At 53.0% G+C, this 25519-nt stretch carries 23 protein-coding genes; 11 read left to right on the top strand and 12 right to left on the bottom strand.

Annotated elements, in window-relative coordinates:
• The first annotated feature begins 183 nt into the window (after nucleotides 1–183).
• The 4 genes from IMCC3135_RS33980 (at nucleotide 184) to IMCC3135_RS09505 (ending at nucleotide 4289) form a co-directional block, all read left to right on the top strand.
• Nucleotides 184–360 (top strand): hypothetical protein, encoded by a 177-nt coding sequence (locus IMCC3135_RS33980; protein ID WP_157735878.1) that lies wholly within the window; start codon nucleotides 184–186, stop codon nucleotides 358–360.
• A gap of 547 nt (nucleotides 361–907) precedes the next feature.
• Complete coding sequence (locus IMCC3135_RS09515) at nucleotides 908–2050, top strand: slipin family protein (RefSeq protein ID WP_088917395.1); 1143 nt, start codon at nucleotides 908–910, stop codon at nucleotides 2048–2050.
• A 141-nt stretch (nucleotides 2051–2191) separates the two neighbouring features.
• Nucleotides 2192–3388, top strand: a complete 1197-nt coding sequence (locus tag IMCC3135_RS09510) for an RtcB family protein (RefSeq protein WP_088917394.1) — start codon at nucleotides 2192–2194, stop codon at nucleotides 3386–3388.
• A 328-nt stretch (nucleotides 3389–3716) separates the two neighbouring features.
• Entirely contained in the window at nucleotides 3717–4289 is a 573-nt protein-coding gene (locus IMCC3135_RS09505) for a DUF2147 domain-containing protein (RefSeq protein ID WP_157735877.1), read from the top strand.
• A gap of 284 nt (nucleotides 4290–4573) precedes the next feature.
• Here the strand turns inward: IMCC3135_RS09505 and IMCC3135_RS09500 are convergent, their stop codons facing one another.
• A complete protein-coding gene (locus IMCC3135_RS09500; protein ID WP_205737980.1) occupies nucleotides 4574–5953 on the bottom strand; it encodes an endo alpha-1,4 polygalactosaminidase in 1380 nt (459 codons plus the stop codon).
• 644 nt (nucleotides 5954–6597) lie between these two features.
• Here IMCC3135_RS09500 and IMCC3135_RS34690 point away from each other — a divergent pair.
• Entirely contained in the window at nucleotides 6598–6780 is a 183-nt protein-coding gene (locus tag IMCC3135_RS34690) for a hypothetical protein (RefSeq protein ID WP_205737979.1), read from the top strand.
• Nucleotides 6781–6949: 169 nt separating this feature from the next.
• The gene (locus IMCC3135_RS09495) at nucleotides 6950–8404 is read left to right on the top strand and encodes a DUF3360 family protein (RefSeq protein WP_088917391.1); all 1455 of its coding nucleotides are present in this window, start codon (nucleotides 6950–6952) and stop codon (nucleotides 8402–8404) included.
• 71 nt (nucleotides 8405–8475) lie between these two features.
• Here the strand turns inward: IMCC3135_RS09495 and IMCC3135_RS09490 are convergent, their stop codons facing one another.
• From IMCC3135_RS09490 to IMCC3135_RS09480, 3 genes are all read right to left on the bottom strand, one after another.
• A complete protein-coding gene (locus IMCC3135_RS09490; RefSeq protein WP_088917390.1) occupies nucleotides 8476–11226 on the bottom strand; it encodes a TRAP transporter permease in 2751 nt (916 codons plus the stop codon).
• Nucleotides 11227–11266: 40 nt separating this feature from the next.
• Nucleotides 11267–12202 (bottom strand): aminotransferase class IV, encoded by a 936-nt coding sequence (locus IMCC3135_RS09485; protein ID WP_088917389.1) that lies wholly within the window; start codon nucleotides 12200–12202, stop codon nucleotides 11267–11269.
• 125 nt (nucleotides 12203–12327) lie between these two features.
• On the bottom strand, nucleotides 12328–13308 hold the full coding sequence (locus IMCC3135_RS09480; protein ID WP_418251424.1) for a TAXI family TRAP transporter solute-binding subunit: 981 nt from the start codon (nucleotides 13306–13308) through the stop codon (nucleotides 12328–12330).
• 249 nt (nucleotides 13309–13557) lie between these two features.
• On the opposite strand from IMCC3135_RS09480, the gene IMCC3135_RS09475 reads away from it, so the two are divergent.
• Complete coding sequence (locus IMCC3135_RS09475) at nucleotides 13558–14238, top strand: GntR family transcriptional regulator (RefSeq protein ID WP_157735876.1); 681 nt, start codon at nucleotides 13558–13560, stop codon at nucleotides 14236–14238.
• 3 nt (nucleotides 14239–14241) lie between these two features.
• Here IMCC3135_RS09475 and IMCC3135_RS09470 read toward each other — a convergent pair whose 3' ends face one another.
• Nucleotides 14242–15219: a LysR family transcriptional regulator gene (locus IMCC3135_RS09470; RefSeq protein WP_088917387.1), complete on the bottom strand. Its 978-nt coding sequence runs from the start codon at nucleotides 15217–15219 to the stop codon at nucleotides 14242–14244.
• Nucleotides 15220–15228: 9 nt separating this feature from the next.
• On the opposite strand from IMCC3135_RS09470, the gene IMCC3135_RS09465 reads away from it, so the two are divergent.
• Nucleotides 15229–15825 carry a sterol desaturase family protein gene (locus IMCC3135_RS09465; protein WP_088917386.1) on the top strand — a complete coding sequence of 199 codons (597 nt, stop codon included), beginning with the start codon at nucleotides 15229–15231 and terminating at the stop codon, nucleotides 15823–15825.
• A gap of 74 nt (nucleotides 15826–15899) precedes the next feature.
• Nucleotides 15900–16409, top strand: a complete 510-nt coding sequence (locus IMCC3135_RS09460) for a hypothetical protein (RefSeq protein WP_088917385.1) — start codon at nucleotides 15900–15902, stop codon at nucleotides 16407–16409.
• Nucleotides 16410–16586: 177 nt separating this feature from the next.
• Here IMCC3135_RS09460 and IMCC3135_RS33975 read toward each other — a convergent pair whose 3' ends face one another.
• From IMCC3135_RS33975 to IMCC3135_RS09425, 7 genes are all read right to left on the bottom strand, one after another.
• A complete protein-coding gene (locus IMCC3135_RS33975; RefSeq protein ID WP_257790421.1) occupies nucleotides 16587–16883 on the bottom strand; it encodes an efflux RND transporter permease subunit in 297 nt (98 codons plus the stop codon).
• Nucleotides 16884–16951: 68 nt separating this feature from the next.
• On the bottom strand, nucleotides 16952–17860 hold the full coding sequence (locus IMCC3135_RS09450) for an NAD(P)-dependent oxidoreductase (protein ID WP_088917383.1): 909 nt from the start codon (nucleotides 17858–17860) through the stop codon (nucleotides 16952–16954).
• A gap of 58 nt (nucleotides 17861–17918) precedes the next feature.
• Nucleotides 17919–18992: an SMP-30/gluconolactonase/LRE family protein gene (locus IMCC3135_RS09445; protein WP_157735875.1), complete on the bottom strand. Its 1074-nt coding sequence runs from the start codon at nucleotides 18990–18992 to the stop codon at nucleotides 17919–17921.
• Between the two features lie 38 nt (nucleotides 18993–19030).
• Nucleotides 19031–20332 carry a TRAP transporter large permease gene (locus IMCC3135_RS09440; RefSeq protein WP_088917381.1) on the bottom strand — a complete coding sequence of 434 codons (1302 nt, stop codon included), beginning with the start codon at nucleotides 20330–20332 and terminating at the stop codon, nucleotides 19031–19033.
• Nucleotides 20319–20807, bottom strand: a complete 489-nt coding sequence (locus tag IMCC3135_RS09435) for a TRAP transporter small permease (RefSeq protein ID WP_157735874.1) — start codon at nucleotides 20805–20807, stop codon at nucleotides 20319–20321. Before IMCC3135_RS09435 ends, IMCC3135_RS09440 begins: the two co-directional genes overlap by 14 nt.
• 92 nt (nucleotides 20808–20899) lie before the next feature.
• Nucleotides 20900–21889 (bottom strand): TRAP transporter substrate-binding protein, encoded by a 990-nt coding sequence (locus IMCC3135_RS09430; protein ID WP_088917379.1) that lies wholly within the window; start codon nucleotides 21887–21889, stop codon nucleotides 20900–20902.
• Between the two features lie 90 nt (nucleotides 21890–21979).
• Entirely contained in the window at nucleotides 21980–22873 is an 894-nt protein-coding gene (locus tag IMCC3135_RS09425) for a phytanoyl-CoA dioxygenase family protein (RefSeq protein ID WP_088917378.1), read from the bottom strand.
• 148 nt (nucleotides 22874–23021) lie between these two features.
• On the opposite strand from IMCC3135_RS09425, the gene IMCC3135_RS09420 reads away from it, so the two are divergent.
• Together IMCC3135_RS09420 and IMCC3135_RS09415 are read left to right on the top strand one after the other, a co-directional pair.
• Nucleotides 23022–24029, top strand: a complete 1008-nt coding sequence (locus tag IMCC3135_RS09420) for a LacI family DNA-binding transcriptional regulator (protein ID WP_088917377.1) — start codon at nucleotides 23022–23024, stop codon at nucleotides 24027–24029.
• A 428-nt stretch (nucleotides 24030–24457) separates the two neighbouring features.
• The gene (locus IMCC3135_RS09415) at nucleotides 24458–25402 is read left to right on the top strand and encodes a hypothetical protein (RefSeq protein WP_088917376.1); all 945 of its coding nucleotides are present in this window, start codon (nucleotides 24458–24460) and stop codon (nucleotides 25400–25402) included.
• The last annotated feature ends 117 nt before the right edge of the window (nucleotides 25403–25519 follow it).

The raw sequence follows: 25519 nt of genomic DNA, 5'->3' as shown, positions 1-25519 counted from the left end.
CGCGTTTCAGGAAGGTTCAGCCGACGAACCTTCCTGAAACGCTTCTCAAGAAGCCTCGGATGGTTCGTTCCATCCGGGGCTTTTTTTTGGCCTTCCGGAACGCTCTTTTACAATCCGGGATACGACGTATTTCGGCATCAAGGCGCTACGCTCTGATGCCATCAGTTTGCTCGGTTGCAGATCATGGTAACAATCTGCATTCCAGAAGAAATCGAATCACAACGATTCGAACCGGGCTACCAGGGGCGAGTATCGGAAACAACATTCAGCGGTGCGGGCTACAAATCCGTCTGGCACACTTACGCTAACCATTGCACGGTGTGTACCGAATGCACGAACGACTCATCCATCAAGGAATAGCTCAGTTGGGTAGAGCACCAGATATCTAATCTGGCTGGCGCCGGTTCGAATCCGGCTTCCACACAGGGTCCTGTTACGACCTCTTTGGTATGGCCTTTCGGCCCGTGGTTCGACTCCACTCCCCGGGTGAGGATTTCACTTCAACCTGCTCCCGTTGCCAGCAGCGCCATCAACGCACCACCGTGTGCACTGTTTGGTGACTGCAGCAGAATAGCGGCCGACTACCGGATCATGCGATGTGTCCGATGTTGCAACTACGGCACCGCTAGTTTCCAGCGTTCAACTACTCAGGCGGTTGTCGACCGGAACACAGCGCGGCAAGACTTGCTTCACCCGACATGACGTTGACCGGCACTCCGTCACTGTTCTGTGGCAACGGGGCTTCATTCAGAAAATTGCTACATCGAAAGAACAAGGCCTCGTTTCGCGGCCAGGTTACTTCGGAACAGCAAAACAGAACACCCATCAGCCAAACAGCCGATGGTCAGGCCCGTCAAGCGACGGAAACTATCTGGCAACAGAGTCAATTCAACACGGAGAACGCAATATGTCTTTCTATCAGAAGTTCATTGTGCGAAAGCACGAACGCGGCCTCCTGTTCAAGGACGGAGACTTTCAATCCTTTCTTGCACCGGCGACCTACCGATTCTTCGGCTTGCAAAACCGCTATGCGGTAGAGCGGTTCGACCTCTCGCAACCAGCCTTCACGCACCGTCTCGTCGATTACTTGTACGAAGCAGAGCGTGATGAAGTGGAACGACTGTTTGAAGTGGTTCAGACCGGTACTGACGAAGTAGCGGTGGTTTACCACAACAAGCGGTTGACTGCCGTACTTGGACCTGACCAGCGTGCTCTTTACTGGAAAGGTGTCGTCAGCACGTTTATCGAACGCTTCGACCTTACCCAGGGCCCAGCTATCGACAAGCGAGCCAATCAGCAACTGATCGAGCGCGGTGATGCACAAACGAGTGCCATTCTTTCCCGAGCAGTTGTAACCACCCGAATCGATGCAGGCCACATCGGATTGTTGTACATCGATGGCATATTCGTAAAGAGTCTGCCAGCTGGTGTCCATGCATTCTGGCGTTTTGACCAGGACTTCAAGGTTGAACCTGTTGATCTTCGCGTGCGAACATTGGAGGTGCAGGGGCAAGAAATCCTGACCCGCGACAAAGTAGCGTTGCGAATCAATGTGACTGCGATTTTTCAGGTCATCGATGCAGCCAAGGCTGCACAAACTCTGAAAGATCCACTGGATCAGTTGTACAAAGAGCTCCAATTCGGTCTGCGAGCGGCAGTGGGTACTCGTGTACTCGACGCGTTGCTGGAAGACAAGACTGTCATCGATCGTGAGGTGGCCGAATTCGTTGTACAGCGTTTCGCGGCTTATGGCATCGATGTACAGAGTGTCGGCGTCAAAGACATAATCTTGCCAGGTGACATGAAGGATCTGCTCGGCAAGGTGGTGGAAGCGGAAAAAGTTGCACAAGCCAACGTGATCCGTCGCCGTGAAGAAACCAACGCAACACGTTCATTGCTCAACACGGCCAAGGTCATGGAAAGCAACAGCGTGGCACTGCGGCTGAAAGAACTCGAGACTCTCGAACGGGTAACCGAGAACGTCGGCAGCCTGTCCGTATACGGTGGTCTCGATAGTTTGATGAACGGACTGGTTCGTCTGAAACAGTAAGTTCGTGTTGTACGGGAGGGTGGTGCGAATCCACCCTCCTCTTTTCTGACGCTGTTTCACCACACGCCCGTACCGGGCAAACACATTTTGGTCAGCAACGGAGATCCATTACCCTCATAATCATTCACAAGGAGAACTGCCATGCCTATCATGCGCACCATCAACAAAGGCCGGGTTCCGGTCAAGATCTACACCGACGATATTGATTCCGGTGCCTGTGAACAGCTGGCGAACATTGCCAGGCTGCCTTTCATCCACAGCCACATTGCGGCCATGCCGGACGTACACCGGGGCATCGGCGCTACTGTCGGTTCGGTTATTCCTACCCGTGGTGCGATCGTACCGGCAGCAGTCGGTGTCGATATTGGCTGTGGAATGAATGCAGTAAGATTGTCGCTAAGCGGCACCGAACTGCCCGATAGTCTCAAGAAGACCCGCGAAGCCATAGAGGAGGCAGTGCCGGTCGGCTTCAACATGCACAAGTCGGTCAAGGCACGTCGATCGACCCTGACGCCACTGGATGCCGGTCTTGAGAAAATACTGCAACTACATCCGACTGTCGGCAAGATGATCAAGAACATCGGCAGAACCTGGTCCCAACAAATAGGGACTCTGGGGGGCGGCAATCACTTCATCGAACTCTGTCTGGATGAAAATGATGATGTCTGGGTCATGCTGCACTCGGGAAGTCGCGGAATCGGCAATGTCATCGGGCGTTACTTCATCAATCTGGCAAAGCAGGACATGCGGCGTTTGCAGCAGAATCTGCCGGACAAGGATCTCGCGTATTTCACTGAAGGGACTGAATACTTCGACGATTATGTGCATGCCGTGCAGTGGGGGCAGGACTACGCTATGGCAAACCGGCGCGAGATGATGCGCCTGACGCTGGACGCATTGAAGGGGGTACTACCCTACTTCGTGATCACGAAGGAAGCCATCAACTGTCATCATAATTATGTCTCGATTGAGCAACACTTCGGGGAGCACGTTTACCTGACCAGAAAGGGTGCAATCAGCGCTCGTGATGGTGAGCTGGGTATCATTCCCGGCAGCATGGGTGCCAAGTCTTTCATCGTCAAAGGCAAAGGAAACGCAGATTCATTCCACTCCTGTTCTCACGGCGCAGGACGCACCATGAGTCGAACGGTAGCGAAAAGAACATTCAACACCGACGATCTGAGGGAACAAACCAAGGGGGTGGAATGCCGCAAGGATGCCGCCGTGGTAGACGAGATTCCCGGTGCTTACAAGGATATTGACCAAGTGATGGCTAACCAGTCAGATCTGATTGATATCGTTCACACACTGAAGCAGGTTGTGTGTGTCAAGGGTTGATCACACTGATCTCCCATTATGCCGCTCTCACTGAATTCTGCAAAATGCCAGGGCTGTCCTGCCCTGGCATATCGCTTGCTGCCTGTATGAATGAAACAATCGTGTTCAATACCTCATGACCACCTTCGGTATTCAAACGTGTCGTGTTACCAGCTAACCTTGAATATAGCCTTGGCCAAGTATCGCGCTAGGACTGGCTTCCCATCTTATCTATCAGCATTGAATCCAGATACCGGCCGAACTACTCACTTGAGTCACAGCCACATGTCGACAAAACTTGAACTAATATCAAACACTCAGCCGACTAGCTAACAACTTCATGGATCCGATGCAGCCTGAATGTCAACTTTATCGTCACCCGCAGGTGGTAGTACGCAGGCCACTGATTGCGCATGATCACAGCAGTCGCCACCGACAGGCTACCGCGTTACATAACCGGTTTTTGCAAGGTTGCTGCGCATTGGTTCTTCTGTTGGCGGCACTCACTGATGCCCGATCCGAGTCTCTGCCGGTCGAGGGTTTGTGGATCACGCCCAATTATAACTCGATAGTAAAACTGACTCAGTGCGAAGAGGGTCTGTGCGCGGAGATCGCCTGGTTGTGGAATATTGATGTACTCGGGCGAAAACTGCTTGACGAGAAGAACCCAGACGAGCAGCAACGTCGCAAGTCATTGCTGGGCCTATCGTTGTTCAGTAATTTTCGCAAAGACGGCGACGTGTGGAAAGGACGCATCTACAACCCTGAGGATGGCCGTCAATATCGGGCATCAGTTCGGCAGTTGAACGCAAACCAATTGCGGTTGAAGGGATGCTGGGGTCCGTTCTGTCAATCACAACGCTGGCTACGCCTGCGCTCTGTGCAACTACCTACTGAAGCTGAATTGCAACAACGGCGTTGATAACCCTCTAGCGCAATTGAGTACCAACAAGTTCCACAAACCATCAGCGGCGAATTTGTTGATATTGTCACCACCTACCGGCGTGACACGATCTCGGCACTGTCTATCGTACGGAAGGCTGCTTCACTTAAAAGTCACATGCGGGATACCACAACGTCGCTAGCAGCGAAATAACAGAGGCAGGCTGGGTATATAGGCTATTTCTGAGCAAAACGGTGCCAATTACTGGCAAGCCTGTCAAACCTGTTTGCCCGTTCGCCCCCTGCCGCTGTCGATGTCTCAGTCTAGCGGCAGGATTCGCGTGCTGCCATCAGGTCTTTCGGCTTCTTCAACCAATCGAAATTCAGCGCATTGGTAGTTGAGCAAAAATCAGCTGGATCGTCCAGGTATTCGATACCAAAAACTGCTTTTCCGGCGTCAACAAATGGCGTCAGCAAGTCACACTCATTGTAATGTAGGCAGCTTTCATTAATCGCGAAGTCAAAATATGGCTCTAGTGCTTCTATCTGCAACAGATTATTCTTGAGACCGATAGACAGGCCGCGCGCGTGAGCCTCTGTTGCCAGCCACTTGTTGTAGTCCAGCTGATGTTGTGAAGTTAACGGAAAGCCAGAGTTGTTCGTGTAGCCGTCTACATTATCAGGGTCGACACCGTCGCAACCTTTGGCCGCAGCAAGATCCATACGGGCAGCCATGACCGGAGCCAGTTTATCGATAGCGCTTATATCCAGCCATTGTTCACCGGGCCAGCCATTACTAGCGCCACGAACTGATACAGGTATCTGGCCGGCATCGGTCCGCCAGTCTTCCCAGCTGCCAGCGCTGAAGTAGCAAATGACAGCGATGTTGCGTGATTTCAAATCGTTGATCACCGAGGTGGGGGTGTCGAACAGATCGATGTCATACATCGCAACATTCAAAGATGTATCAAGATTGCCTTGAAGCTGGATCTGCCATGACGTTCCGGGGGCCGGAGACCAAACATCTGAAGTTTCTGTGACAGTCTCTACCGGTGTCGGTGTCGGTGTCGGTGTCGGTGTCGGTGTCGGTGTCGGTGTCGCCGTCGTTAGTTCGAGAGCCATATGGTCAACATTACTGTTGTCATTGGACGCGGGTGAGGCAAAACGCGCTACCAGGCGGCCCAACGGATCCATGAAATGGCTGACGTTGCCGGGCACCTGGAAGGACTGTTGGGTCCAGAGCCAGTCAGGCACGTTCTGATTGGTGCCAACTCGCACCCAGCGACCTGTGTTGAAATTGCGCAGATGCCAAGTGTAGCGCTGCTCAGACCAGGCTGGTCCCTTGAAATTGGTCTTAAGGACAAGGGAGTCCAGAGCCTGGCTGGCAATGTCTACCGGTGCTCGGAATCGCATGACACTGACCATGCCATTCGTCGCAGGATAAAACTCGACATAGGAGTCCCAGTCATCAGAGCTATCACGCTGATCGTTCGTGGCCAGAGGTGCAACCGAACTCTTGCTCGCTTGCCCGCGAACGATTCTCATGGCATCGGGATACAACGTGACCGAGTCAGCTATTGCATTGGCCGGCACACCTATGGTTGCCAGCAAGCTGCCGGAAAGTAATAAGGCAAGTGCGGTTAATTTTTCAGGGGTAGTTCTCGCTTTGCAAATTGCTGCGATCTTGAATGGGTTTGCTTGCATGAGGGGCCTCCAGGTTAGCTTGAGGTTGCTCATACTACGGGAGCCAGGAAGGCTCTATAGTTAAGCTGTCCATCTGGTCATGAGACTTTGGAAAGGTCCTAGCACAAGCTTCAACATGGCTTTGTGAGCGTGGTCTGCTTTTCATGCTTTGAAAGAAAATAGAAGTATAGAAACTCTCAACGCGAATAAGCCGACACCTGGTATACGGTAAAACAGTGCTCAGTTTTCACATTCAGGAATGACTATTGACCACTCGTTTGATCGCGCTTGTAGTATTGAAAGCAACAAGCACATATGCAGCGCATGTCGGAGAATTTATCGCGGGGGTCGTTTCGATAATTTTTACTGGCCTCTCATGATTAATCAACAGTCCTTCTCCTGACGGGTGTTGTTACGAGCAACTGGGGTAGCTACACCGCCGCCCAGGACCTGCCCTTTGTTCTGATTCGGGGGGTAGCGTTTGGCTTTGTAGCAATTGGGCAACCAGGCTCTGGTCGCTGCGCAACCTTGGGATCAGCAGCCCCGGCACTGACCGTTCTTCTGGCCGTGCCTGTTCTCAATAAAAGCCTGACCCTTCTGACGGTTCTTGCCGTCGTTACGATTTGCGCTGGCGTCATACTATTCAATAATCACAGGAATTCACCATGATTGTTCAACTCCGCTATCGAACGGGATATCGCCCGTGCAAACTACGCGATGCTGTCTTTCACACCGCAACAGATGGAGCCTTTACGCTGCGTAATTCGCCATCTACGGCACCGATAGCAGCCGAATCAATGTCGCCGGCCTGTCATCGAATGTTGTTGAGTACACGACCCGTTCATTGATTGCAGCTGCATAGTCAAAATTATCAATAAAGATCCCCCCTTTCCTATGGTATTGTTTTTTTGCCAACTGGTTCCGGTTTATTGAGAATTTTGTGCTGCAATGATTTTTCTATAACACCGACAGCCATCTATTCATTCCAAGGGTGAAGTATCAGGTAGGGAACACCTAATGAGCGGTCAACAAAAGTCAGACTATCAATTAAATCGCAAACCACGTTCGGAGTTCGCTACCCGAACAGAATATCTGGATCATGAACTCCAGAGCATGTCGCCCCGACGCTGGAAACCCAATCTACCGATCAGGGACTATCGCTTCGAATTCGAAGATTTTGTACCGGCTATGGCAGCGACTATCGGCAAAATCGTCATGGTCGCGGCTATCGTTGGTGCCTTTGCTGGCCAGCTGGGCCTCTCCGATGCATTTGTCATAGAAAACGTACGCTATGAGATGCTGATCGCCGCCGTTCTGTTTGTAATACTGGTATCCGGCTTCTTCAACCCGAAAAGTAACCTGGCCGGCACCCACGGGCCACTGATCCCGCTTGTGCCGCTGATTGTGGCAGCCGGTGGCCATCCGATGGCTCTGGGCTTGATGATTGGTCTGTTGGGATTTTTGCTGGGTATCTTCAAGGGAGGTAGCCTGTTAGCCCGTTTGACCAGTAACGGGGTTGCCGGCGGGCTACTGCTGTACCTGGGTTTTATCGGCATTTCCAGCCAGATAAAAAGCTTGTTTGGCTGGGCTGAAAGCTTTGATATGGGGTATCTGGCGTTTGTAGTGATCATGGCTACCATAATCATGTACGCCTATCTTGAGCACATTCAGATGCGCTGGATAGCAATACCACTGGGCGCTACATTGGCTGCAGTACTCTCGTTTGCCATGGGCGCGCCTTTTGAATTTACCACTGCACCCGGTATTCCTCAAATGAATCCCATGTACTGGTGGGGTGCTGAAACTGGTTGGCAACTGGGGTTGCCCGAATTCCATCATTTTGTCGCCGTCGCGCCGTTTGCGGTGCTCGCTGTCGCCATGTGGTCGCCTGACTTCGTCGGGCATCGTGCGTTTCAGCAGCTGAACTACCCGCCACGCACCGAGAAGGTAATGATGGATATCGATGACACCATGATCTCCGCCTCGGCTCGTCAAATCACCGGCAGTCTGCTGGGTGGTGGCAATATTGCCTCCTCCTGGGGCACCTACATCGTGCCAGCGGCGATCGCACGGCGTCCTATACCTGCTGGCGCCGTGCTCACAGGTTTGTTGTGTATCGTGGCTGCATTACTGGGCTACCCAATGGATCTGGCTGTATGGCAACCCGTGCTCAGCGTAGCACTACTGGTTGGCGTCTACGTACCTTTGCTGGAGGCAGGCATGCAGATGACCAGAGAGGGCAAAACCACCCAGTCGGCAGCCATCGTGATTTTCTCCTCTGCCCTGGTGAACCCGGTGTTCGGCTGGTCACTAACCATGCTGCTGGACAATCTGGGGCTGATCGGCTGCAAGGAGCGAGGCAAGGACCTGGGGCACACCGGGCGCTGGATAGTCCCGGGCATCATGCTATTGGTCTTGTGCGTCATCATGGCGGGCATTGGCATGTTCCCTGGCGTGCCGCCCCTTTGGTAAGGCATCAGACGCATTTGCAATGAATGGGGTTGTCACTGAAATAGTGACATCCTCATCATTCAACAATCTGTTCAAGGCAATATGATCGTCCTGCGGCGCTGCAATGACACAATCCCTCCCAACACCAGCAAAGCGGGAATGAACATCCAGTACTTGGAGGGTTGTCGAGCTGGCACCAGCACGGCAGTCACAACCTGATCCCAGTCAAACCCAGCCGCCTGGGCCGCACTGTCGTAGCCAACATTGTCGATGGTGACTTTCTCACCGTCCACAATGTATTGCATACCTGAGGCTGACAGCCGCTGCGCGCCGCTCTCTCCGGCGCCTATCGGCAAGACACCGACGAAACTGATGGGGTCTCCCAATTGGTCCAATCCGTCTACGTTCAAACGGATGCTATCGCCGGGCTGCACTTTCATCGCAGCCTGCTCGATGGCTATCGGTGCCAGCTGTTCGAACGGCGGCACGAGCCTGTCCATCCAGAACCCGGGGCGAAACAGACTGAACGCCACCAGTAACAACAGCAAGGTTTCGTACCAGCGGTTTCTGGTCAGAAACCAGCCTTGCGTGGCTGCCGCAAACAACAGCATCGCCGCGGTGGCAACGACAAAGACAAAGACCCCTTGAATCCAGTTGACATCGATCAGTAACAGCTCGGTGTTGAATATGAACAGAAACGGCAATGCCGCTGTTCGCAGGCTATAAAAGAAGGCAACCATACCGGTCTTGACCGGATCACCGCCTGATACCGCAGCCGCCGCAAACGAGGCCAGGCCCACCGGCGGTGTCACATCGGCCATGATGCCAAAATAGAAAACGAACAGATGCACGGCAATCAGCGGGACAATCAGTCCGTTCTGCTGCCCCAGCGTCACGATGACCGGCGCCAGCAAAGCGGACACGACAATGTAGTTGGCCGTTGTCGGCAAGCCCATACCCAGAATCAACGAAAGCACGGCTGTCAGCATCAGAATGGCCATCAGATTACCGCCCGAGAGCACTTCCACCACATCTGCCAGTGCCGAGCCGACACCTGTCTGGCTGACAGCACCCACGATGATGCCGGCCGTGGCCGTCGCAATACCGATACCGATCATGTTGCGGGCTCCTGACACCAGCCCCTCCAGCAAATCGGTAAACCCTTCGATGATTTTTGCTGCAAAGTCAGCCTCGCCGCGCAACAAGGCCATCACAGGACGTTGTGTCACAAGAATGAACACCATGAACGCCGATGCCCAGAAAGCAGATAATCCGGGGCTGAGCCTATCCACCATCAGAGACCACACCAGCACGACAACGGGCAATATGTAATGCAAGCCTGATCTGATGGTCGGCCCGGGCACCGGCAACGTGGTTGCTGGTGATTCCGGATCATCCAGCTGCAAAGGCTGCTCGCGTGACGCGACAACCATCAGCCCCAGATACACCAGTATCAGCAAAGCGAACACTACAACACCGGCATTGTCACCGAACGCCGGCCGAATCCAGCCCATGCCGTAGTACACCGCAAAGCTGAGTAGACACATTGCGATAACAGCGACGCTCACTCCGGCCAGGCGTTGCAGCCAGGGTCCTGGCACATAGGATCGAGGCAGTGCCTGAAGCTCGGATTTCATGGCTTCCAGGTGAACGATATAAACCAGTGCGATGTAGCTGATAACCGCCGGTAGAAAGGCGTGTTTGACTACCTCGAAATACGACAGACCAACATATTCGACCATCAAGAAGGCGGCAGCGCCCATGACCGGTGGCATGATCTGCCCATTGACAGAACTGGCCACCTCGATGGCACCCGCCTTTTCTGCCGAGAAGCCCACCTTGCGCATCAACGGAATGGTGAACGTGCCGGTAGTCACCACATTGGCAATGGAGGAGCCCGAGATGAGCCCGGTCATGGCAGAGGAGACGACAGCTGCCTTGGCTGGCCCGCCCCGCATATGCCCCATCAGACTGAAGGCAACCTGGATGAAATAATTACCTGCTCCCGCCTTGTCTAGCAACGAGCCGAACAGGACGAACAAGAATACGAACGAGGTCGATACGCCCAATGCGATACCAAATACGCCCTCGGTCGTGATCCATTGATGATTGACCACCTCCGATAGCGCATTGCCCTTGTGAGAGATGATCGCAGGCATCAAAGGCCCGAGAAAAGTATAAACAAGAAATGCGGTAGCCACGAGCATCAAGGCTGGACCCAGAGAGCGCCTGGCGGCCTCCAGTAACAGCAGCATACCGATGACGGCGACTACGTAATCCTGAGAGACCGGTGCGCCTACTCGCTGAGATATACCTTCATAGAAAACGTAGGTATACATCGCCGCGGAAGCCCCCAATAAGGCCATCGCCCACTCCCAGGAAGGAACACGATTCTTGGGCGAACCCAGCAAGATAGCCCCCACAAGCAACAGCCCGACCAGGGGGATCCACCAGATACTGGTACCGTCCTTCGCACCGTACATGAAGAGAGCCACGACGACTGTGGGGACCGTTACACCAATCAGCAACTCGAAGCGTGTACGTGCAGCCGGATAAGCCGCATAAGTGAGAAACAAGGCAAAGGCCAGGTGAAAGGCCCTTGCCTGAGTATCGTTGAGTATGCCGATACCCAGGGTATACGGCAGTGGCGAGGCAATCCACAGCTGAAATAACGACCAGGCCAGGGCTACCGCCAGAATCAGTTTGCCCACCGGGCCCGCTGGGGTTCTGGCACCGGTGTCTGATGATGCAATCAGCTCATCCAGATCCGACTGCTTCAGATTGCCATGGCCCGCCGCTGCGTTCTCGACACCGGCGGCTTCAAGTTGCTTCTTCTGATCCATGCTTGCTCACCGGTGGTTGAGATTACCGAATAGTCGTGCCTTACAGCGAACGACTACCTGTGTTCTGCCTGATCAAATCCTTGTACAACGCCTGCAACCTGGCGGTCATGGGACGCTCGCCGGTTCCAATGGTCTTTCCATCGATCGAGGCTACCGGAGTCTGAGCCCCGAAGGTGCCGGTCAGAAATGCTTCGTCGGCGCCATAGGCTTCATACAATGAATAATTTTTTTCAAACACGGGAATCGTATTGGCACGACACAGGTCGATGACCTTTTGCCGAGTCACACCGTTCATGCAGTAATCAGGGGTCGATGTCCACACCTCGCCACGGCGCACTATGAAGAAGTTGCAGGCATTGGTGGTATTCACAAAACCATGGGGATCAAGCATGAGTCCCTCGTCGGCACCGGCCTGTTCGGCCTGCAAACACGCGATGACACAGTTGAGCTTCGAGTGACTATTGAACTTGGCATCCTGACTCATGGGCAGTCCACGTACCTGCGGCACGGTGGCCAGAGTAATACCAGAGCTTTGCAGACTGCCGGCCGGCTTGGAGTGTTCCATGATGATGACCAGCGTGGGACCACTGCGGCTCAGCTTAGGATGTTGAAACGGCTTGTCCTTGATGCCTCGCGTCAGCATCAAACGGCAATGCACATCGTTGCTCATGTCATTGGCGGCAGCCGTTCGCGTCAGTGCATCCAGTATGCCTGCCTTGTCCATCCCCACATCCAGTGAGACAGCCTTGCAAGAATTGAAGAACCGATCCATGTGCTCATCAAAGAATGCCCACTGTCCGTCATACAGACGCATCCCTTCCCACATGCCGTCTCCGAGCATGAAGCCGGAGTCGTAGACAGACACTTTTGCCTCATCCCGATGAACGATATCCCCGTTCACATAGATCTTGATATCCCTGTTGCGCTCGTCTTCGCTCGCATCGTGAGTACTGTGGCTCTGTGTCTTGCTATTCATGGTTGATTCATTTATTGGCGACAATCAATAGACCCTCTGTCACTACCCGGCAACAAGCGTTGGCATGGATGCCAACGCCTCGCTACCGGACAGAAACAGATGACTTACAACAGTTCAGGCTTGTATTACATCCAGCCCTTTTCTTTGTAATACCGAATGGCTCCCTCATGCAGGGGCGCGATAATGCCACTGGATATCATGTCCTTTTCATTCAGATTGGCAAACGCCGGATGCAGAGACTTGAACCGATCAAAGTTGTCAAAGATAGCCTTGACGACTGCATAAACTGCATCAGCACTGGTATTGGTCGATGACACCAACGTTGCCAAAGGTCCGTAGGAGTGAATGGTATCGGGCTGTCCCTTGTACATGCCGGCCGGAATCTCGGCCTTGGAATAATAGACAGTGTCAGCAATCATTTGATCAATCGCATCGCCCTCTACCTGTAAAAAGCGCGTATCGCAGGCGACGGTTGCCTCTTTGATATTGCCTACAGGATGGCCGGCCGAGAACATCATGGCTTCAATCTTGTTATCGCACAGAGCCGCCGATTGTTCAGCAGATTTCAGCTCGGAGGCCAGCGCCAGTTCGTCAACACCGATAGTCTCCAGCAGGACTTCAGCTGTGGCCCTCGAACCTGATCCCGGGTTTCCAATATTGACTTTTTTGCCACGCAAGTCATCCAGCTTTTCGATCCCGGAATCGGCACGCGCCACGATGGTGACAATGTCAGCATGCGCCGACAGTACGGAACGCAATTCCTCGTTGGGACCCGCCTCTTCGAATGCACTACTGCCGTTGTAGGCGTGATGCTGCCAGTCAGACTGCACAACACCGAAGTTGAAGTCTCCAGCTCGAATACCGTTCAGATTGGCAATTGATCCGCCAGTGGCAGGCGCTGTGCAGCGAAAGTTGTGATCGCTTGTACCGCGGTTGACCAGTTGGCAAACAGACTGCCCAACGACGTAGTAAACGCCAGTCTGACCGGCCGTGCCGATAGTGATGAATTCCTGCGCCTGGACAACTCCCGATGTCAGTGAGGCTATGCCCAAGAGGCTCATGCCAGTAAAGGCCGCCAATCGTCTTCTGATATACATGAGATACATCTCCAGTTGCTATTGAAAATCACGGGCACTGACGGATCTGATCAACCAGTCACCCCGGAAAAACTGCCACGGGTCCCATAGCAAATTGCTTGGTCCAGTCTTCGCAGCTCGACAAAATAGTGCCTTGCTGTTGTAGGATTGTCAACAATCATGCAACTTTGAACGGGAGCCCCTGCCTGATGAGGGTTTGTGCTACACAATGGGATATACACCTATATTTCATTTAACGACTAGAGCACAGGAGGCGCATTGAACATTCCGGCCCTGCAACCGCTTGACGACATGACGGTCCGTCACCGCATTGCTCAGCAACTGACGACACATATCGTGGCTGGTAATTTTCAGCCGGGGCAGAAGCTGACAGAACAGGACTTGGCAAACTCCCTGAAAGTCAGTCGTGGACCGCTGCGCGAGGCCATCCGCGAGCTGGCTGAAATCGGATTGCTTGTCAGCGTTCCCTATAAAGGCCTCTATGTGCGCTCAGTGACCCGACGCGACCTGGAAGAGTTGTATTCATTGCGCACCGCGCTCGAATCATTCGCCTTTGAACGATGCTGGTCTCACCGTACCCCTGACTCTCTGGCAGAGCTGACACTGCGCAATGAAACCCTGATCAGAACGATTGATGCAGGGTCCGATACGGATCTGGCTATTTCCCAGGAGCTACACCTGCATGCCTGGTGCTACGAGCTCAGCGACCACCGCTTGCTGCAACGCAGCTGGGAATCCATGCGCCCCAACCTGAACCTGTACTTCTCGTTGCATCAGCGAGCTCATGATCGCTGCGGCCCTTTGAGACAGTCACACGATGACTACGTCAGACTTGCCCACGGAGACTCTCTGGAGGCCATGCTGGAACACCTGAAAGATCACATGCGCCAAGGCCTGCAGACCACCCTGACAACGCTGGGCGACAATCTATCGTTGTGAACCTTACTCAAGCTCATCCGCCGCCTGGTCAGATACTGTCCGACGGCGCGTTTTCCCCTTATTGGCGACAATCAACTTACGGGCGTCAGGCGTACCAAAATACGCCAGAATGGACTCTCTTACGGCACTGACCACACGACGTGGATTGCCATCCAGATACCCCAGCACCAGGCGCAGTGATTGAACAGGCGGTCGAATCGGTATTTCGACAACGGGTTTGCCACTATGGGTCGAACCGCCAAGCGGGCGCATATTGAGAATCGAACAACCCACTCCCGCCCCGACCAGATTTCTGACCATCTCCGAGCTCGATGCGGTGGCCACGATCTGCGGCTCGAAACCGATACCCTCGAACAGACCGCGCAAATATTTGGTCGTAAATGGCAAATCCAGCAATACCATATCCAGGTCGGCCAGTTCGGCGAATGCCACAGAACGGCGCTTGGCCAATGGATGAGTCGGCGGCAACAGAAGATACGGTGGTGCATCAATCAGTGTGTCGCAGCTGATACCCAGATGCACACTATCGGAGACAAACACGATGACATCGAAGGTGCCATCAAGTAGTCCGAGCTGCGCGCTTTCATTATTGCACTCGATGCACTGCAACCTGATCTCCGGATTTTCCATCATCAACGGCGCCAGCGTCGCAGGCAGAAAAGCGGGTGCCATGGGTGCGTAATAGCCGATGGACAGCTTCCCCGACAGCGCATCACGTAGCTCGTTACCCCCGATAATCAGATCATCATATTCTTCAATCAGACGACGAATCTTCTGCGCGATGATGATGCCGGCAGCGGTAGGCTGAATACCTTTGGCAGGAAAACGCTGAACGAGCTTCAGGCCAAATTCGCCTTCCACGGCATCAATGGCACTTGAAATGGCCGACGGCACCACGTTCCTGTGCTGCGCTGCCCGCACAATCGAACGCAGATCGACAGCCGTTAGAAAGTAGTGCATGGCCTTGATGGATAATCGCATCGCGACACTATGTTCTGGACGCTGGGCAGTGGTGTCTTCTTCTGGACCGCTTTTGAAGCCTTGATGCTCTGGGCCATGGCAAATGGCTATGCCCCCATGTTGCAGTGGACTCAGAATCCGCTGTGGTTCATCGCCCTGTTTTTCCTGACCCCTTTGTGGATATCCTTTCACTTCTACTGGATCCACCGCCTTCTGCACTGGCCACCGCTTTACAAGATCGCCCACTCCCTGCATCACCGGAATACAAACATCGGTCCATGGTCGGGCTTGTCCATGCACCCGCTTGAGCATTTCCTCTTCTTCAGCTCGGTTCTGATCCACTGGCTGGTTGCCGCTCACCCCATCCATATCCTGTTTCATATGCAACATCAGGCACTGACCGCTGCAACTTCACATGCCGGATTCGAAGGCTTGCTGGTCAAGAATAAAAAATCCATGGCCCTGGGCAATTTCCACCACCAGATGCATCATCGCTATTTCGAGTGCAACTACGGCAGCCTGGACGTGCCTTGGGACAAGGTGTTCGGATCGTTCCACGACGGTACGGAACAATCACACGAGCAATTCACCCAGCGTCGCCGGGAACTGGCTCGTCGTAGCGCCTGAGCAGAGGCGTTTTGACCCAGGTACGAAACCACAAGGGCTGCAGAATTAGTTGCTGCGGCGCTTGTGGTATTTTAATGATTGGCAATACAGACGACATTCTTGCTCGATATCAGGCAAATGCCTTACCGTCACTAGCTGACGATGCTTCGACTGAACAACTGACTACCTGGGCTGAGGCTCTACAGTTGCTGCGTGGTGAACAATTGCAGGCAGATCTTGAAGTTCTGGATTCGAGAACCGTAGGCCCACAAGATGCCAACCGAGTCAAACGCTGGATAACTGGAAATTTCCAGCAACAAATCAATGATCGAATTTCCGGTCAAATCAACGCCCGTCAAAGCACCCTTCGTGATGCTCACATGCTGGCAGAAATGGTACTCGACATCTCAGACGATGATCGGATGCGAATCTACAACTTTGCCCATGGCGAAAATGGTGACGATAATCAGAATCGATTGGCAGCAGGTGTTCGCGCCAACGAGCAAATGACACTGCTTGCCAACTACTTTCCCGATACGACGGACACCAGTCTCGCAAGGCAACTTCATTATTCGGTGGATCCATATACAAGCCGACAATGTTAGTGAACTTCTCGGCGAAATCCGGATCGTTGCTGATCTTGAATGCTTTGCACAGATGCGGCTTGAGTCCGGCAGCCTTCCAGATCTGTTGCACTTGCCAGAGTGTTGTTCCGACAAACTCAGCCATCAAGCGACCGCTCGAGTGAGTGGCTTCGCGCGGGCCCTGTGTGGCTGTCAACTCTAGGACTCGCTCCACCATTCCAACTCGAAAATGACATCCACCGTCGAAACCAGTAGGCGCTTGAGCTCGCGGCGTTCCCACAAGAAGTAGACGACAGGTATAACCAGCATGGTCAAGACCGTTGTACTGAGTATCCCACCGACCATCGGTGCTGCAACACCCTGAACCACCTCAGAGCCCGTACCCGAGCCGATCATGATCGGAAACAGGCCTGCAACAATAGTAACGGCTGTCATGAGGACAAGCCGCACACGCCTGCCCGCACTCTGTAGAACAGTGGATCGAAGTTCATCAATATCAAACTGAGAACAACCCCAGTTGTTTGCAGGGGTAGGCTGAAACTGACTAAGCGCTGATGAAACGACTATAGAGGTTTGTCAAACTGTCGCATCAATGCTGCGTTATCATTATCACCAAAACCCTGCGCGACCAGCCGTTGATGAATCTCGGCAGTCAGGCGTAACGCAGGAGTTTCGGTACCGGATGCATCAGCTATATCCAACGCAGCCGTCATATCCTTCAGCATGTTGTCGATACGACCCGAAGGACTATAATCGCGCGTTGCCATTTTTGCCATGAATTCCTGCGCAAGGACAGAATCTGCGCGACCACCCGAAATGGCACGTGGAATGTTTGCAGCATCCACACCATTGTCCAATGCCAATTGTGTGGCCTCGGCAATAGCCTGAAAGTTGATGGCCGCCAGAACCTGGTTGATCGCCTTGGTGACTTGCCCGGCACCACTTGGCCCCATCAAGGTGTAGTTCGAAGCCAGCCTCGACATCACCTTGCGAGCCGCCTCAAAATCGGAAGGCAGACCGCCTGCCATGACAGTAAGATCGCCGGTTGCCACCCGTGGCACCCCTCCCGACAAGGGGCAGTCGAGCCAGCGCAGACCCACTGTAGCTGCCTCGCTGGCCAATTCTCGGGTTGACTCCGGACTGATGGAGGACATGTCAACAACCAGACTGCCACGCGCAGCACCTTCGGCAACACCGCCCTCTCCGAACACCGCGGTCCGAACTATTGCTGCAGTATTCAGGCTCAGAATTATGATCTGCGCACCTGATGCAGCATCAGCGGCAGACCGGGAGTCGATCGCCCCTCGCCCCACCAATCCAGATGCTCTGGTAGCGTCCTTATCAAAAGGACGCAGACCAATGCCAACATCCAACAGACGCTGGCCTATGGCGAAACCCATCAAACCGCAGCCGATAAGGGCGACTATCACCTCATTCTTTGCTGTGCTTTCTGGCAGATTAGTTTGTGTCATGTTTACGCGCTCTCTTTGGTTGGAATGAAGGGCATCGCAAGGCTCGAACTGGATACCTTTACTTTGCTGGCAACTGATAACCATCCTTGTTCAATTGCACGCGAAAAAGACTGTTTGATGCCGTGATGTAGAGCATCTTTGACGCAGCTCCACGTCCAAAGGCCACATTGGTTGGAAATGTGTCAGGCAGGAGAATCTGCGCAACTTCCTTGCCCTCTTGACTATATACATAGACTCCCCGCTTGGCCGGATCCTCATGCCGAACGGTGACATAAAGATTCCCGTCGACATCGGAAGCGAAACCATCCGGCGCACCGAACGGCATTTCCAGGAAAGTGCGACGTGCTCCGACGCTACCATCCGGCGCGAGATCATAAGCATAGATGGCCTGTGTCGCCTTGATGTAGGCAGGCATCGCACCTTCGCCTTCAGGAATACGAATGAAGTCCATTGTGCCGTTATCCCACGCACCGACATAAAGAGTCTTTTGATCATGCGACACCAGCACACCATTGACCTTACCGGCATCTGACAGCAACCGTGTCACACCTCCATCCGGGTCGATGCGGAACACAGAATGCTGTGCTTGTTCCATCGGCTCGTATCCAAAGTATTTCGGATCACTGAAATAGATGCGACCTGCTTCGTCAATCGTAAGGTCATTGGGTCCGTTGTATTCACGCCCTTCAAAGAGATGAGTGAGAATGAACCCTCGACCTGTATTCATGTCCTTTTTCATGACACGCCGACCACCACTGTCAGGCCCCTGAACGAAGACCATTGTGCCCGTGGCATCGAATTCGATACCGTTGGACATATTGGATGGCGACAGAAAGATCGAGCTTGTATCGGTAGCTGGGTCGTATTGCCAGATATGACCGCCTTGAGGAAAAACACCTGCCTCATCCTTGCAGAAGTCGGTGAAAGTCACATCCGAGAAGTACATCATCCCGTCCTGGCCCGCAGCAATCCCTTCAGCAACGGCACAACCGCCACTGAACACGAGCTCCACCTGCGCCTCCGCAGATACGATAGTAGTGTCTCCGGTTGGAGCTGGATAGTCCGGAATTTCAACTGCCAGGCATGCAGTCGAAAACCCCAGAACAGCGGTAAACACGATTGGTTTTTTCATGATTTTTTCCATTGTCGAAGGAATTTGACGGCGTTTCATCACATGAATTTTGGCATCAGAAGTCGTGGCAGCCACAGGATCAGATCAGGCAGTACTGCGATCAACAGTAATATGAACAGCATCGGAGCGAGAATTATCAACGTGTCACGCAGCGCGTCGATAACGCGTATTTTTCCGATGGAGCACGCAATCATCAAACACAAACCATAGGGCGGCGTCACCAGCCCAAAAGCCAGAGAGACCACCCCCAGAATGGCAAAGTGAATGGGATGCATACCCGAGGTTTCTGCAACTGGCCAGAGCACCGTACCCAATATGATAATCGCGGGAATAGCGTCAATGAACATGCCGATGACCAGGAAACACGCCACGACTATCAGCGCTGTTGCAATCGGTCCGAGCTGCATGTCCGCGAACAAGACTACTAGCGATTTCGGCACCTGAAAATAGGCGAGCAGGAAAGAAAACGCCGAAGCCGTCCCGACGGCAAAAAGGGCTATCGCGGCGAACCGTGCACTATCATAAAAGACTTTCGGCAACTCACGAAACGTCAGACTTCGATAGACAAATAGCCCGAGTAGCATTGAGTAAAGCACTGCCACGACAGAGGCCTCGGTAGGCGTAAAAAATCCGGCGACGATACCTCCCACAATGACCACTGGTGTCGTCAGTGCGAAGAACGCTGACGCAAAGGCCGCTGACAGTTCGCGCATGCTGGGGAACGCATAGCGAGGATAGCCTCGTTTCAGGGCATAAAGATAGACGGCAACCATCATCGAGCCACCTATCAGAATGCCGGGAACAACGCCTGCCAGAAACAATGATCCGATGGAAACCGACATCACGCCACCCCAGATGATCATCAACACGGACGGAGGAATGATGACGCCCATTACCGATGAACAGGAAGTAATCGCAACGGATACAGAGGTGTCATACCCTTCCTTTTCCATGGCGGGAATCATCAATGATCCAATACCCGCGGCATCCGCAGTAGACGATCCCGATATCCCTGCAAACAGCATGGAAACTGATACATTGACGTGCCCAAGGCCGCCTGGCATCCAACCGACAAGCGCCCGGCACAGCCGTATCATACGATCGGTTATCCCCGCTGCATTCATCAAATTCGCAGCCAGCAGGAAAAACGGCACCGACAATAATAGAAAGGAGTTGTAAGCCTTGAACATCTCCGTAAACAGGAGCGATATTGTCAGCCGATCATGCAGAATGAAAACCGGCAAGGTTGCCAGACCTAGCGCCACCGACACTGGCACACGTATCGCGACCAGCAGAAGGAAGACGGAAAACAGCAGAATACTTGCTTCAAACGGTCCCATGTCTGCATTCCTTGTTATCAGTGACGTGATCGTGAATCTGTTCGATGGTGAAGACCAACCAGCTTACCCCCATGAAGGGCCAGGCGATGTAGATGGCAAGCATTGGAAGTCCGGCCAGCTCGGAGTGCTGAAGTGCACCGAAACGAGAAAAATGATAACCGCCATAGGTAAAGAAACAACCCGCTACGAACATCGCTGTCAATGTCAGCACTGTCAGACACTTCTCGATTCCAGGGCGCATTTTCGGCAACACATCCACAACAAGATGTGATTTATCTCGAATGGCAACAACTGCACCCAACATGATTATCCAGATAAAGGCAAACCGGGAAACTTCTTCGGTCCAGATGTAGCGCGGCACGAATTCGCTGAAGCGCGCCAGAATCTGCATGCTGACAGGCACCAACAACAATACAAGCATGGTTGTAAGTGCAAACTGCAAGATGCGGTAATACCAATCAAGTACGAATCGCATGTGATTCCCTTCCTCCAGGTATGTGCTTGTGTTGGTTTTCGAAGGACTGCTCACATGCGGCCCGTATACGGCCACACGTGAACAACAACGGATCACTTGACCGCGTTTATTGCTTCGAGAATTGAGGTGGCACCTATTTCGGCGGCCCATTCGATCTTAATCGGCTCAGCAAGAGCGACCATGGCAGCACGATCCTCGAAAGGGTGTGTCCTCAGTTTTTCTTCATCAACAAGCTGCTGCAGCTTAGCGTCGTCCCCATTGATTTCCAGGGCGCGCTCATAGGCCATGGCCTCTGCTCCCGCTTTGACAATCGCTTGCTGAACTTCTTCATCAAATTCATTGAAGCGCTTGCCGGAGAAGACCAGCGGGCGCACGGTAATGGCCACAGTCGTCAGCGTGACTTCGGGTCCGACCTCATACCATTTCAATGATTCGAACGTAGTGGCGGAATTTTCTCCACCATCAATCACGCCGGTCTGGATAGCACTGTAGACTTCTCCACCGGCAATCACCTGCGGTGCAGCACCAATGGCGCTGAAGATACGCGTCTGGATGGGCGAACCCTGAACTCGCATGCGAAAGCCTTTCAGCTTTTCCATGGATCCCAAATCCTTGGTGCCAAAGAGGTGTCTTTTCTCCCCTCCGCCATAACCCAGTAGAAGCAGACCTGCCTTGTTTTTCAACTCTTCTTCCAACGGGGCGAAGACATCGGCTGCAATAGACGCTTCAAAATGAGGCACATCGCGGAACAGAAAAGGCATATCAGCGATGGTTACAGCTCGCGAAAAAGTGGACATATGCGATGGCGACACGATAGCGTAATCCACCGAGATCCCCTGATTCATGAACCCGACATAGTCTTTTTCGTTGCCGAGTTCGAAACTCTTGTGCAGCACGAAACTCAGTTCGTGCTCGCCTTCGTAATACGTATCCAGCAGTTCTGCAAATTTCGACAAGGCCTTGGTGTAGGGGTGGTTGTCATCAAACTGCGACGCGCCGTGCAGTTCAATCTGATCAGCCTGTGCAGTGAATGAAAAAAGGCCCAATGCAGCTGCTGCACCCAGTACTCTGAAATTCATCATGGTTATCTCCGTGGTGGATAGTGGTGTGGTCAGACACTTCTGTCATGCGGCTGCCGCTCTTCTGGCGACTGGCCGCACTTGATCGGGAAATCAGTTGAAGGCGCTTTTCGCACCACCCGATTTTTGCAGTTGAAAGATCGAACTGACATCGGAAGCTGGCGGAAGCGGCAGACGGACAGGTACTTTTTCCATCCGAGGCTCCAGTACAGCCTCACCGGTGACAAGGCGCTCCAGCACGTCAGCCCACTGCGTAGCCTGTGGCAGACGCTGCATGTAGTTGCCTGCTCCCATCAGCGGCCATGCATCGGCAGCACTGCATTCATAAAACAGCATCAGGCGCGCTCGATCGCTGACATTAGGTGCCGAACCATGCAAGGTGCGAACATGATGGATAGTCATGCTGCCCGCCTTGCCGGTCAGGGTCACCGCCTGGTCCAGATGGAACTCAGGGTCATTCGGATCAACAGCGCCGCAAAATACACCGCTTTCGCTGTTATGACTCAGAATCGGGCCTTTATGCGACTCGGGAATGACCTGTAGTGGGCCGTTCTTGGGGCCAACATCCTCCAACAGGACACCAAAGGCCAGGATATCGTCGTTGGTATGCGGGTAGAACGCCCAATCCTGATGCCACTCAACCGCAGCACCACCGCCGGGCGCTTTTGCATTCAGTTTGGATGTCTGTAGCAATACGTTTGCACCCAATAGCTGTCGCAGAACCTCGGTCATTCGAGAATTCTTGATAATCTCCCAAAAATAGGGATGCTGCTTGTGCGGTAACTTCACACGCGTCAATTTGGGATTCTCTGCAGAATGCCCCTTGTCCAGATCATAAACGTCGTTGCTTTCGCTAACGCTTCGAGATTTGTCGATCAGCCCATACGTGAGCTCCTGCAGCGTAGCGAGCTCCTCGGGTGTAAGTACTTCTTCAACCAAGAGATATCCTTGGTCGAAATAGAATTCGATCTGCTCTTTGGATAACATTTGTGTCCTCTCAACCTTAGGCCCAACCGCCCTCATAACAGCTGGATTTCGTAATGGTATCGATACCATTGACCAAATGGTATCGATACCATTGGTAGAATGTCAACACTTTCCGGAATTCTTAACAATATATTGATGAACGACAGGCATGAGTAAGCACAAATGGACAACAATGCACGACGTCGCTATTCGAGCAAAAGTGGGGAAAATAACGGTATCTCGCGTGCTACGAACACCGGAAAAGGTGGCGGAGAAAACCCGTCAACGTGTACTTGATGCGATTCGCGATTTGGGTTATGTGCCGGACGGAATGGCTGGCGCTTTGTCCTCCAGCCGAAGCAAGATCGTCGGAGCACTGGTGTCCACGCTCGCCGATTCAGTATTTACTTCGACCATCGAAGGACTGTCACGAAATCTTCGCCGTTCAAACTACGAGCTGTTGCTCGCCAATACCGACTACGCACCGGAGCTCGAAGATGCGGCTGTTCGTACTCTGCTGAGTCGCCGACCAGATGGACTGGTACTAACCAGTTCCCAGCACACACCTCAATTGAGAGAGCTGTTGCTCCGCTCCAATGTCCCCGTGGTCGAGCTCTGGGATTTACCGGAAAACCCCATTGGCCATGTCGTGGGGTTTTCCAACCGATTGGCAGGGCGAGCAATCACGGAATATCTGATTGCTCGTTCGCATCGCAAGATCGCCTTTATCGGCGGAAATCGAAGTGGCGACGTGCGTGGACAGCAGCGCGCCGAAGGTTATCAGGATGTTCTGTTGGAAGCAGGACTTGGTGCTGCACTTTTCATTGACAGCCCTTCACCAGAGCTTTCAGATGTGGAAGCCGGCGCGCAGGGAATTTCCAGCGCGCTAGAGCGCTGGCCCGATCTTGACGCCGTAATATGTGTCAGCGACCCCCTCGCTATGGGCGCTTTGTGCGAAGCCGCGAGAAAGGGAATCAATGTACCATCCGACCTGGCAGTGACCGGCTTCGGTGGCCTTGAACTCTCTCAACCCGCCGGACTGAACCTCACGACCATCGAATTCCCCGGCAAACGAATCGGCGAGATGGCCGCTGATATTCTTCTGAATTCAGAAGACAGCGACACCAGACAGATCGTCGATCTGGGGTTTGAGCTGATCAGACGCGCAACGGCCTGAGCTAACTCCACAGTCAGTTCAGGCAATTAGTTCATCTCCAATAGGCGCATTCGTACACGGCCAGAAGCTCACTAAAAGAGAATCTTGAGCTCCAGTATGAATTGTTACTTGACGCCAAGCATGTTGATTCAATTTATTCGACAAACATATATTGACTGCAGTTGAAGTGGTCGAAGAGACTATGAAACTTATCCATATCATTTAATGTTTGGTATGAAAATGCGGAAAATCCAATATCTAATGAGATATTGGATTTCACCGATTTGCTTTAAGACAGCGATTCCCGGCGAATTGCTGTCCTACCTACATGTTGATGATGCTGGTCCGAATCTGGCGCATCGAACAATCGGTAGATACACTTCTGCATGACCCAGGTACGAAACCACAAGGGCTGCAGAATTAGTTGCTGCGGCGCTTGTGGTATTTTAATGATTGGCAATACAGACGACATTCTTGCTCGATATCAGGCAAATGCCCTACCGTCACTAGCTGACGATGCTTCGACTGAACAACTGACTACCTGGGCTGAGGCTCTACAGTTGCTGCGTGGTGAACAATTGCAGGCAGATCTTGAAGTTCTGGATTCAGGAACCGTAGGCCCACAAGATGCCAACCGAGTCAAACGCTGGATAACTGGAAATTTTCAGCAACAAATCAATGATCGAATTTCCGGTCAAATCACCGCCCGTCAAAGCACCCTTCGTGATGCTCACATACTGGCAGAAATGATACTCGACATCTCAGACGATGATCGGATGCGAATCTACAACTTTGCCTATGGCGAAAATGGTGACGATAATCAGAATCGATTGGCAGCAGGTGTTCGCGCCAACGAGCAAATGACACTGCTTGCCAACTACTTTCCCGATACGACGGACACCAGTCTCAAAGACTCTGCGACTCTCATTGAATCTGCGGCACTACGCTTTCAAATCATGCGCAAAGAGGCTACTCAGACCGCGGACGAATTGGCCAAAACACCCAAGAAAGAACGTCCCAAAAGACCTGAATTTCTGCAAGGAATTGAGCAGGAGCTTTATCACGGTGGTAGCTACATCGGCTCGATTTCGAGCAAGGGAACTGTGGTGATTGAAAGTACTGATGTTGGCTCGATCACAACTGACGGCAGAGTCTGGGTACGAGGTAACGATGCAGGCTCCATTGAACCCAATGGACAAGTCTGGCGCAATGGCACACAGGTGGGCCTCGTTGAAATAGCAGGTGACGGAGGCTTCTGGATCGACGGCAACAAGAATGGTGCAGTTGCGCCCTACTCTGGTGAATGGAAACGTGCAGCGATTGTCTTCGTAGAGTCATGGCCAATGTATGACCATAGCAGGCTGATCAATCACGATTGTGCTCATCGGACATGACGACGACGGAGCTCAGCCCTGCTCTTTTGTCGTGTTCTGCCACTCACCTTCCTCCCCTCCGTAGCCAGCGATTTTCCGAACAGTCGGTACGCCTATCTGTTTCTGATACTGCATTGG

Source organism: Granulosicoccus antarcticus IMCC3135 (assembly GCF_002215215.1).
GTDB lineage: Bacteria > Pseudomonadota > Gammaproteobacteria > Granulosicoccales > Granulosicoccaceae > Granulosicoccus > Granulosicoccus antarcticus.
The sequence above is the reverse complement of the archived record's forward strand: the minus strand, read 5'-3'. Positions and strand labels throughout refer to the sequence as shown.

Bases quoted from the DNA above. Each gene is read 5' to 3' on its own strand.
- IMCC3135_RS33980 (WP_157735878.1), top strand. From the start codon at position 184: ATGGTAACAATCTGCATTCCAGAAGAAATCGAATCACAACGATTCGAA.
- IMCC3135_RS09515 (WP_088917395.1), top strand. From the start codon at position 908: ATGTCTTTCTATCAGAAGTTCATTGTGCGAAAGCACGAACGCGGCCTC.
- IMCC3135_RS09510 (WP_088917394.1), top strand. From the start codon at position 2,192: ATGCCTATCATGCGCACCATCAACAAAGGCCGGGTTCCGGTCAAGATC.
- IMCC3135_RS09505 (WP_157735877.1), top strand. From the start codon at position 3,717: ATGCAGCCTGAATGTCAACTTTATCGTCACCCGCAGGTGGTAGTACGC.
- IMCC3135_RS09500 (WP_205737980.1), bottom strand. From the start codon at position 5,953: ATGCAAGCAAACCCATTCAAGATCGCAGCAATTTGCAAAGCGAGAACT.
- IMCC3135_RS34690 (WP_205737979.1), top strand. From the start codon at position 6,598: ATGATTGTTCAACTCCGCTATCGAACGGGATATCGCCCGTGCAAACTA.
- IMCC3135_RS09495 (WP_088917391.1), top strand. From the start codon at position 6,950: ATGAGCGGTCAACAAAAGTCAGACTATCAATTAAATCGCAAACCACGT.
- IMCC3135_RS09490 (WP_088917390.1), bottom strand. From the start codon at position 11,226: ATGGATCAGAAGAAGCAACTTGAAGCCGCCGGTGTCGAGAACGCAGCG.
- IMCC3135_RS09485 (WP_088917389.1), bottom strand. From the start codon at position 12,202: ATGAATAGCAAGACACAGAGCCACAGTACTCACGATGCGAGCGAAGAC.
- IMCC3135_RS09480 (WP_418251424.1), bottom strand. From the start codon at position 13,308: ATGTATCTCATGTATATCAGAAGACGATTGGCGGCCTTTACTGGCATG.
- IMCC3135_RS09470 (WP_088917387.1), bottom strand. From the start codon at position 15,219: ATGCGATTATCCATCAAGGCCATGCACTACTTTCTAACGGCTGTCGAT.
- IMCC3135_RS09465 (WP_088917386.1), top strand. From the start codon at position 15,229: ATGTTCTGGACGCTGGGCAGTGGTGTCTTCTTCTGGACCGCTTTTGAA.
- IMCC3135_RS09460 (WP_088917385.1), top strand. From the start codon at position 15,900: ATGATTGGCAATACAGACGACATTCTTGCTCGATATCAGGCAAATGCC.
- IMCC3135_RS09450 (WP_088917383.1), bottom strand. From the start codon at position 17,860: ATGACACAAACTAATCTGCCAGAAAGCACAGCAAAGAATGAGGTGATA.
- IMCC3135_RS09445 (WP_157735875.1), bottom strand. From the start codon at position 18,992: ATGAAAAAACCAATCGTGTTTACCGCTGTTCTGGGGTTTTCGACTGCA.
- IMCC3135_RS09440 (WP_088917381.1), bottom strand. From the start codon at position 20,332: ATGGGACCGTTTGAAGCAAGTATTCTGCTGTTTTCCGTCTTCCTTCTG.
- IMCC3135_RS09435 (WP_157735874.1), bottom strand. From the start codon at position 20,807: ATGCGATTCGTACTTGATTGGTATTACCGCATCTTGCAGTTTGCACTT.
- IMCC3135_RS09430 (WP_088917379.1), bottom strand. From the start codon at position 21,889: ATGATGAATTTCAGAGTACTGGGTGCAGCAGCTGCATTGGGCCTTTTT.
- IMCC3135_RS09425 (WP_088917378.1), bottom strand. From the start codon at position 22,873: ATGTTATCCAAAGAGCAGATCGAATTCTATTTCGACCAAGGATATCTC.
- IMCC3135_RS09420 (WP_088917377.1), top strand. From the start codon at position 23,022: ATGAGTAAGCACAAATGGACAACAATGCACGACGTCGCTATTCGAGCA.
- IMCC3135_RS09415 (WP_088917376.1), top strand. From the start codon at position 24,458: ATGATTGGCAATACAGACGACATTCTTGCTCGATATCAGGCAAATGCC.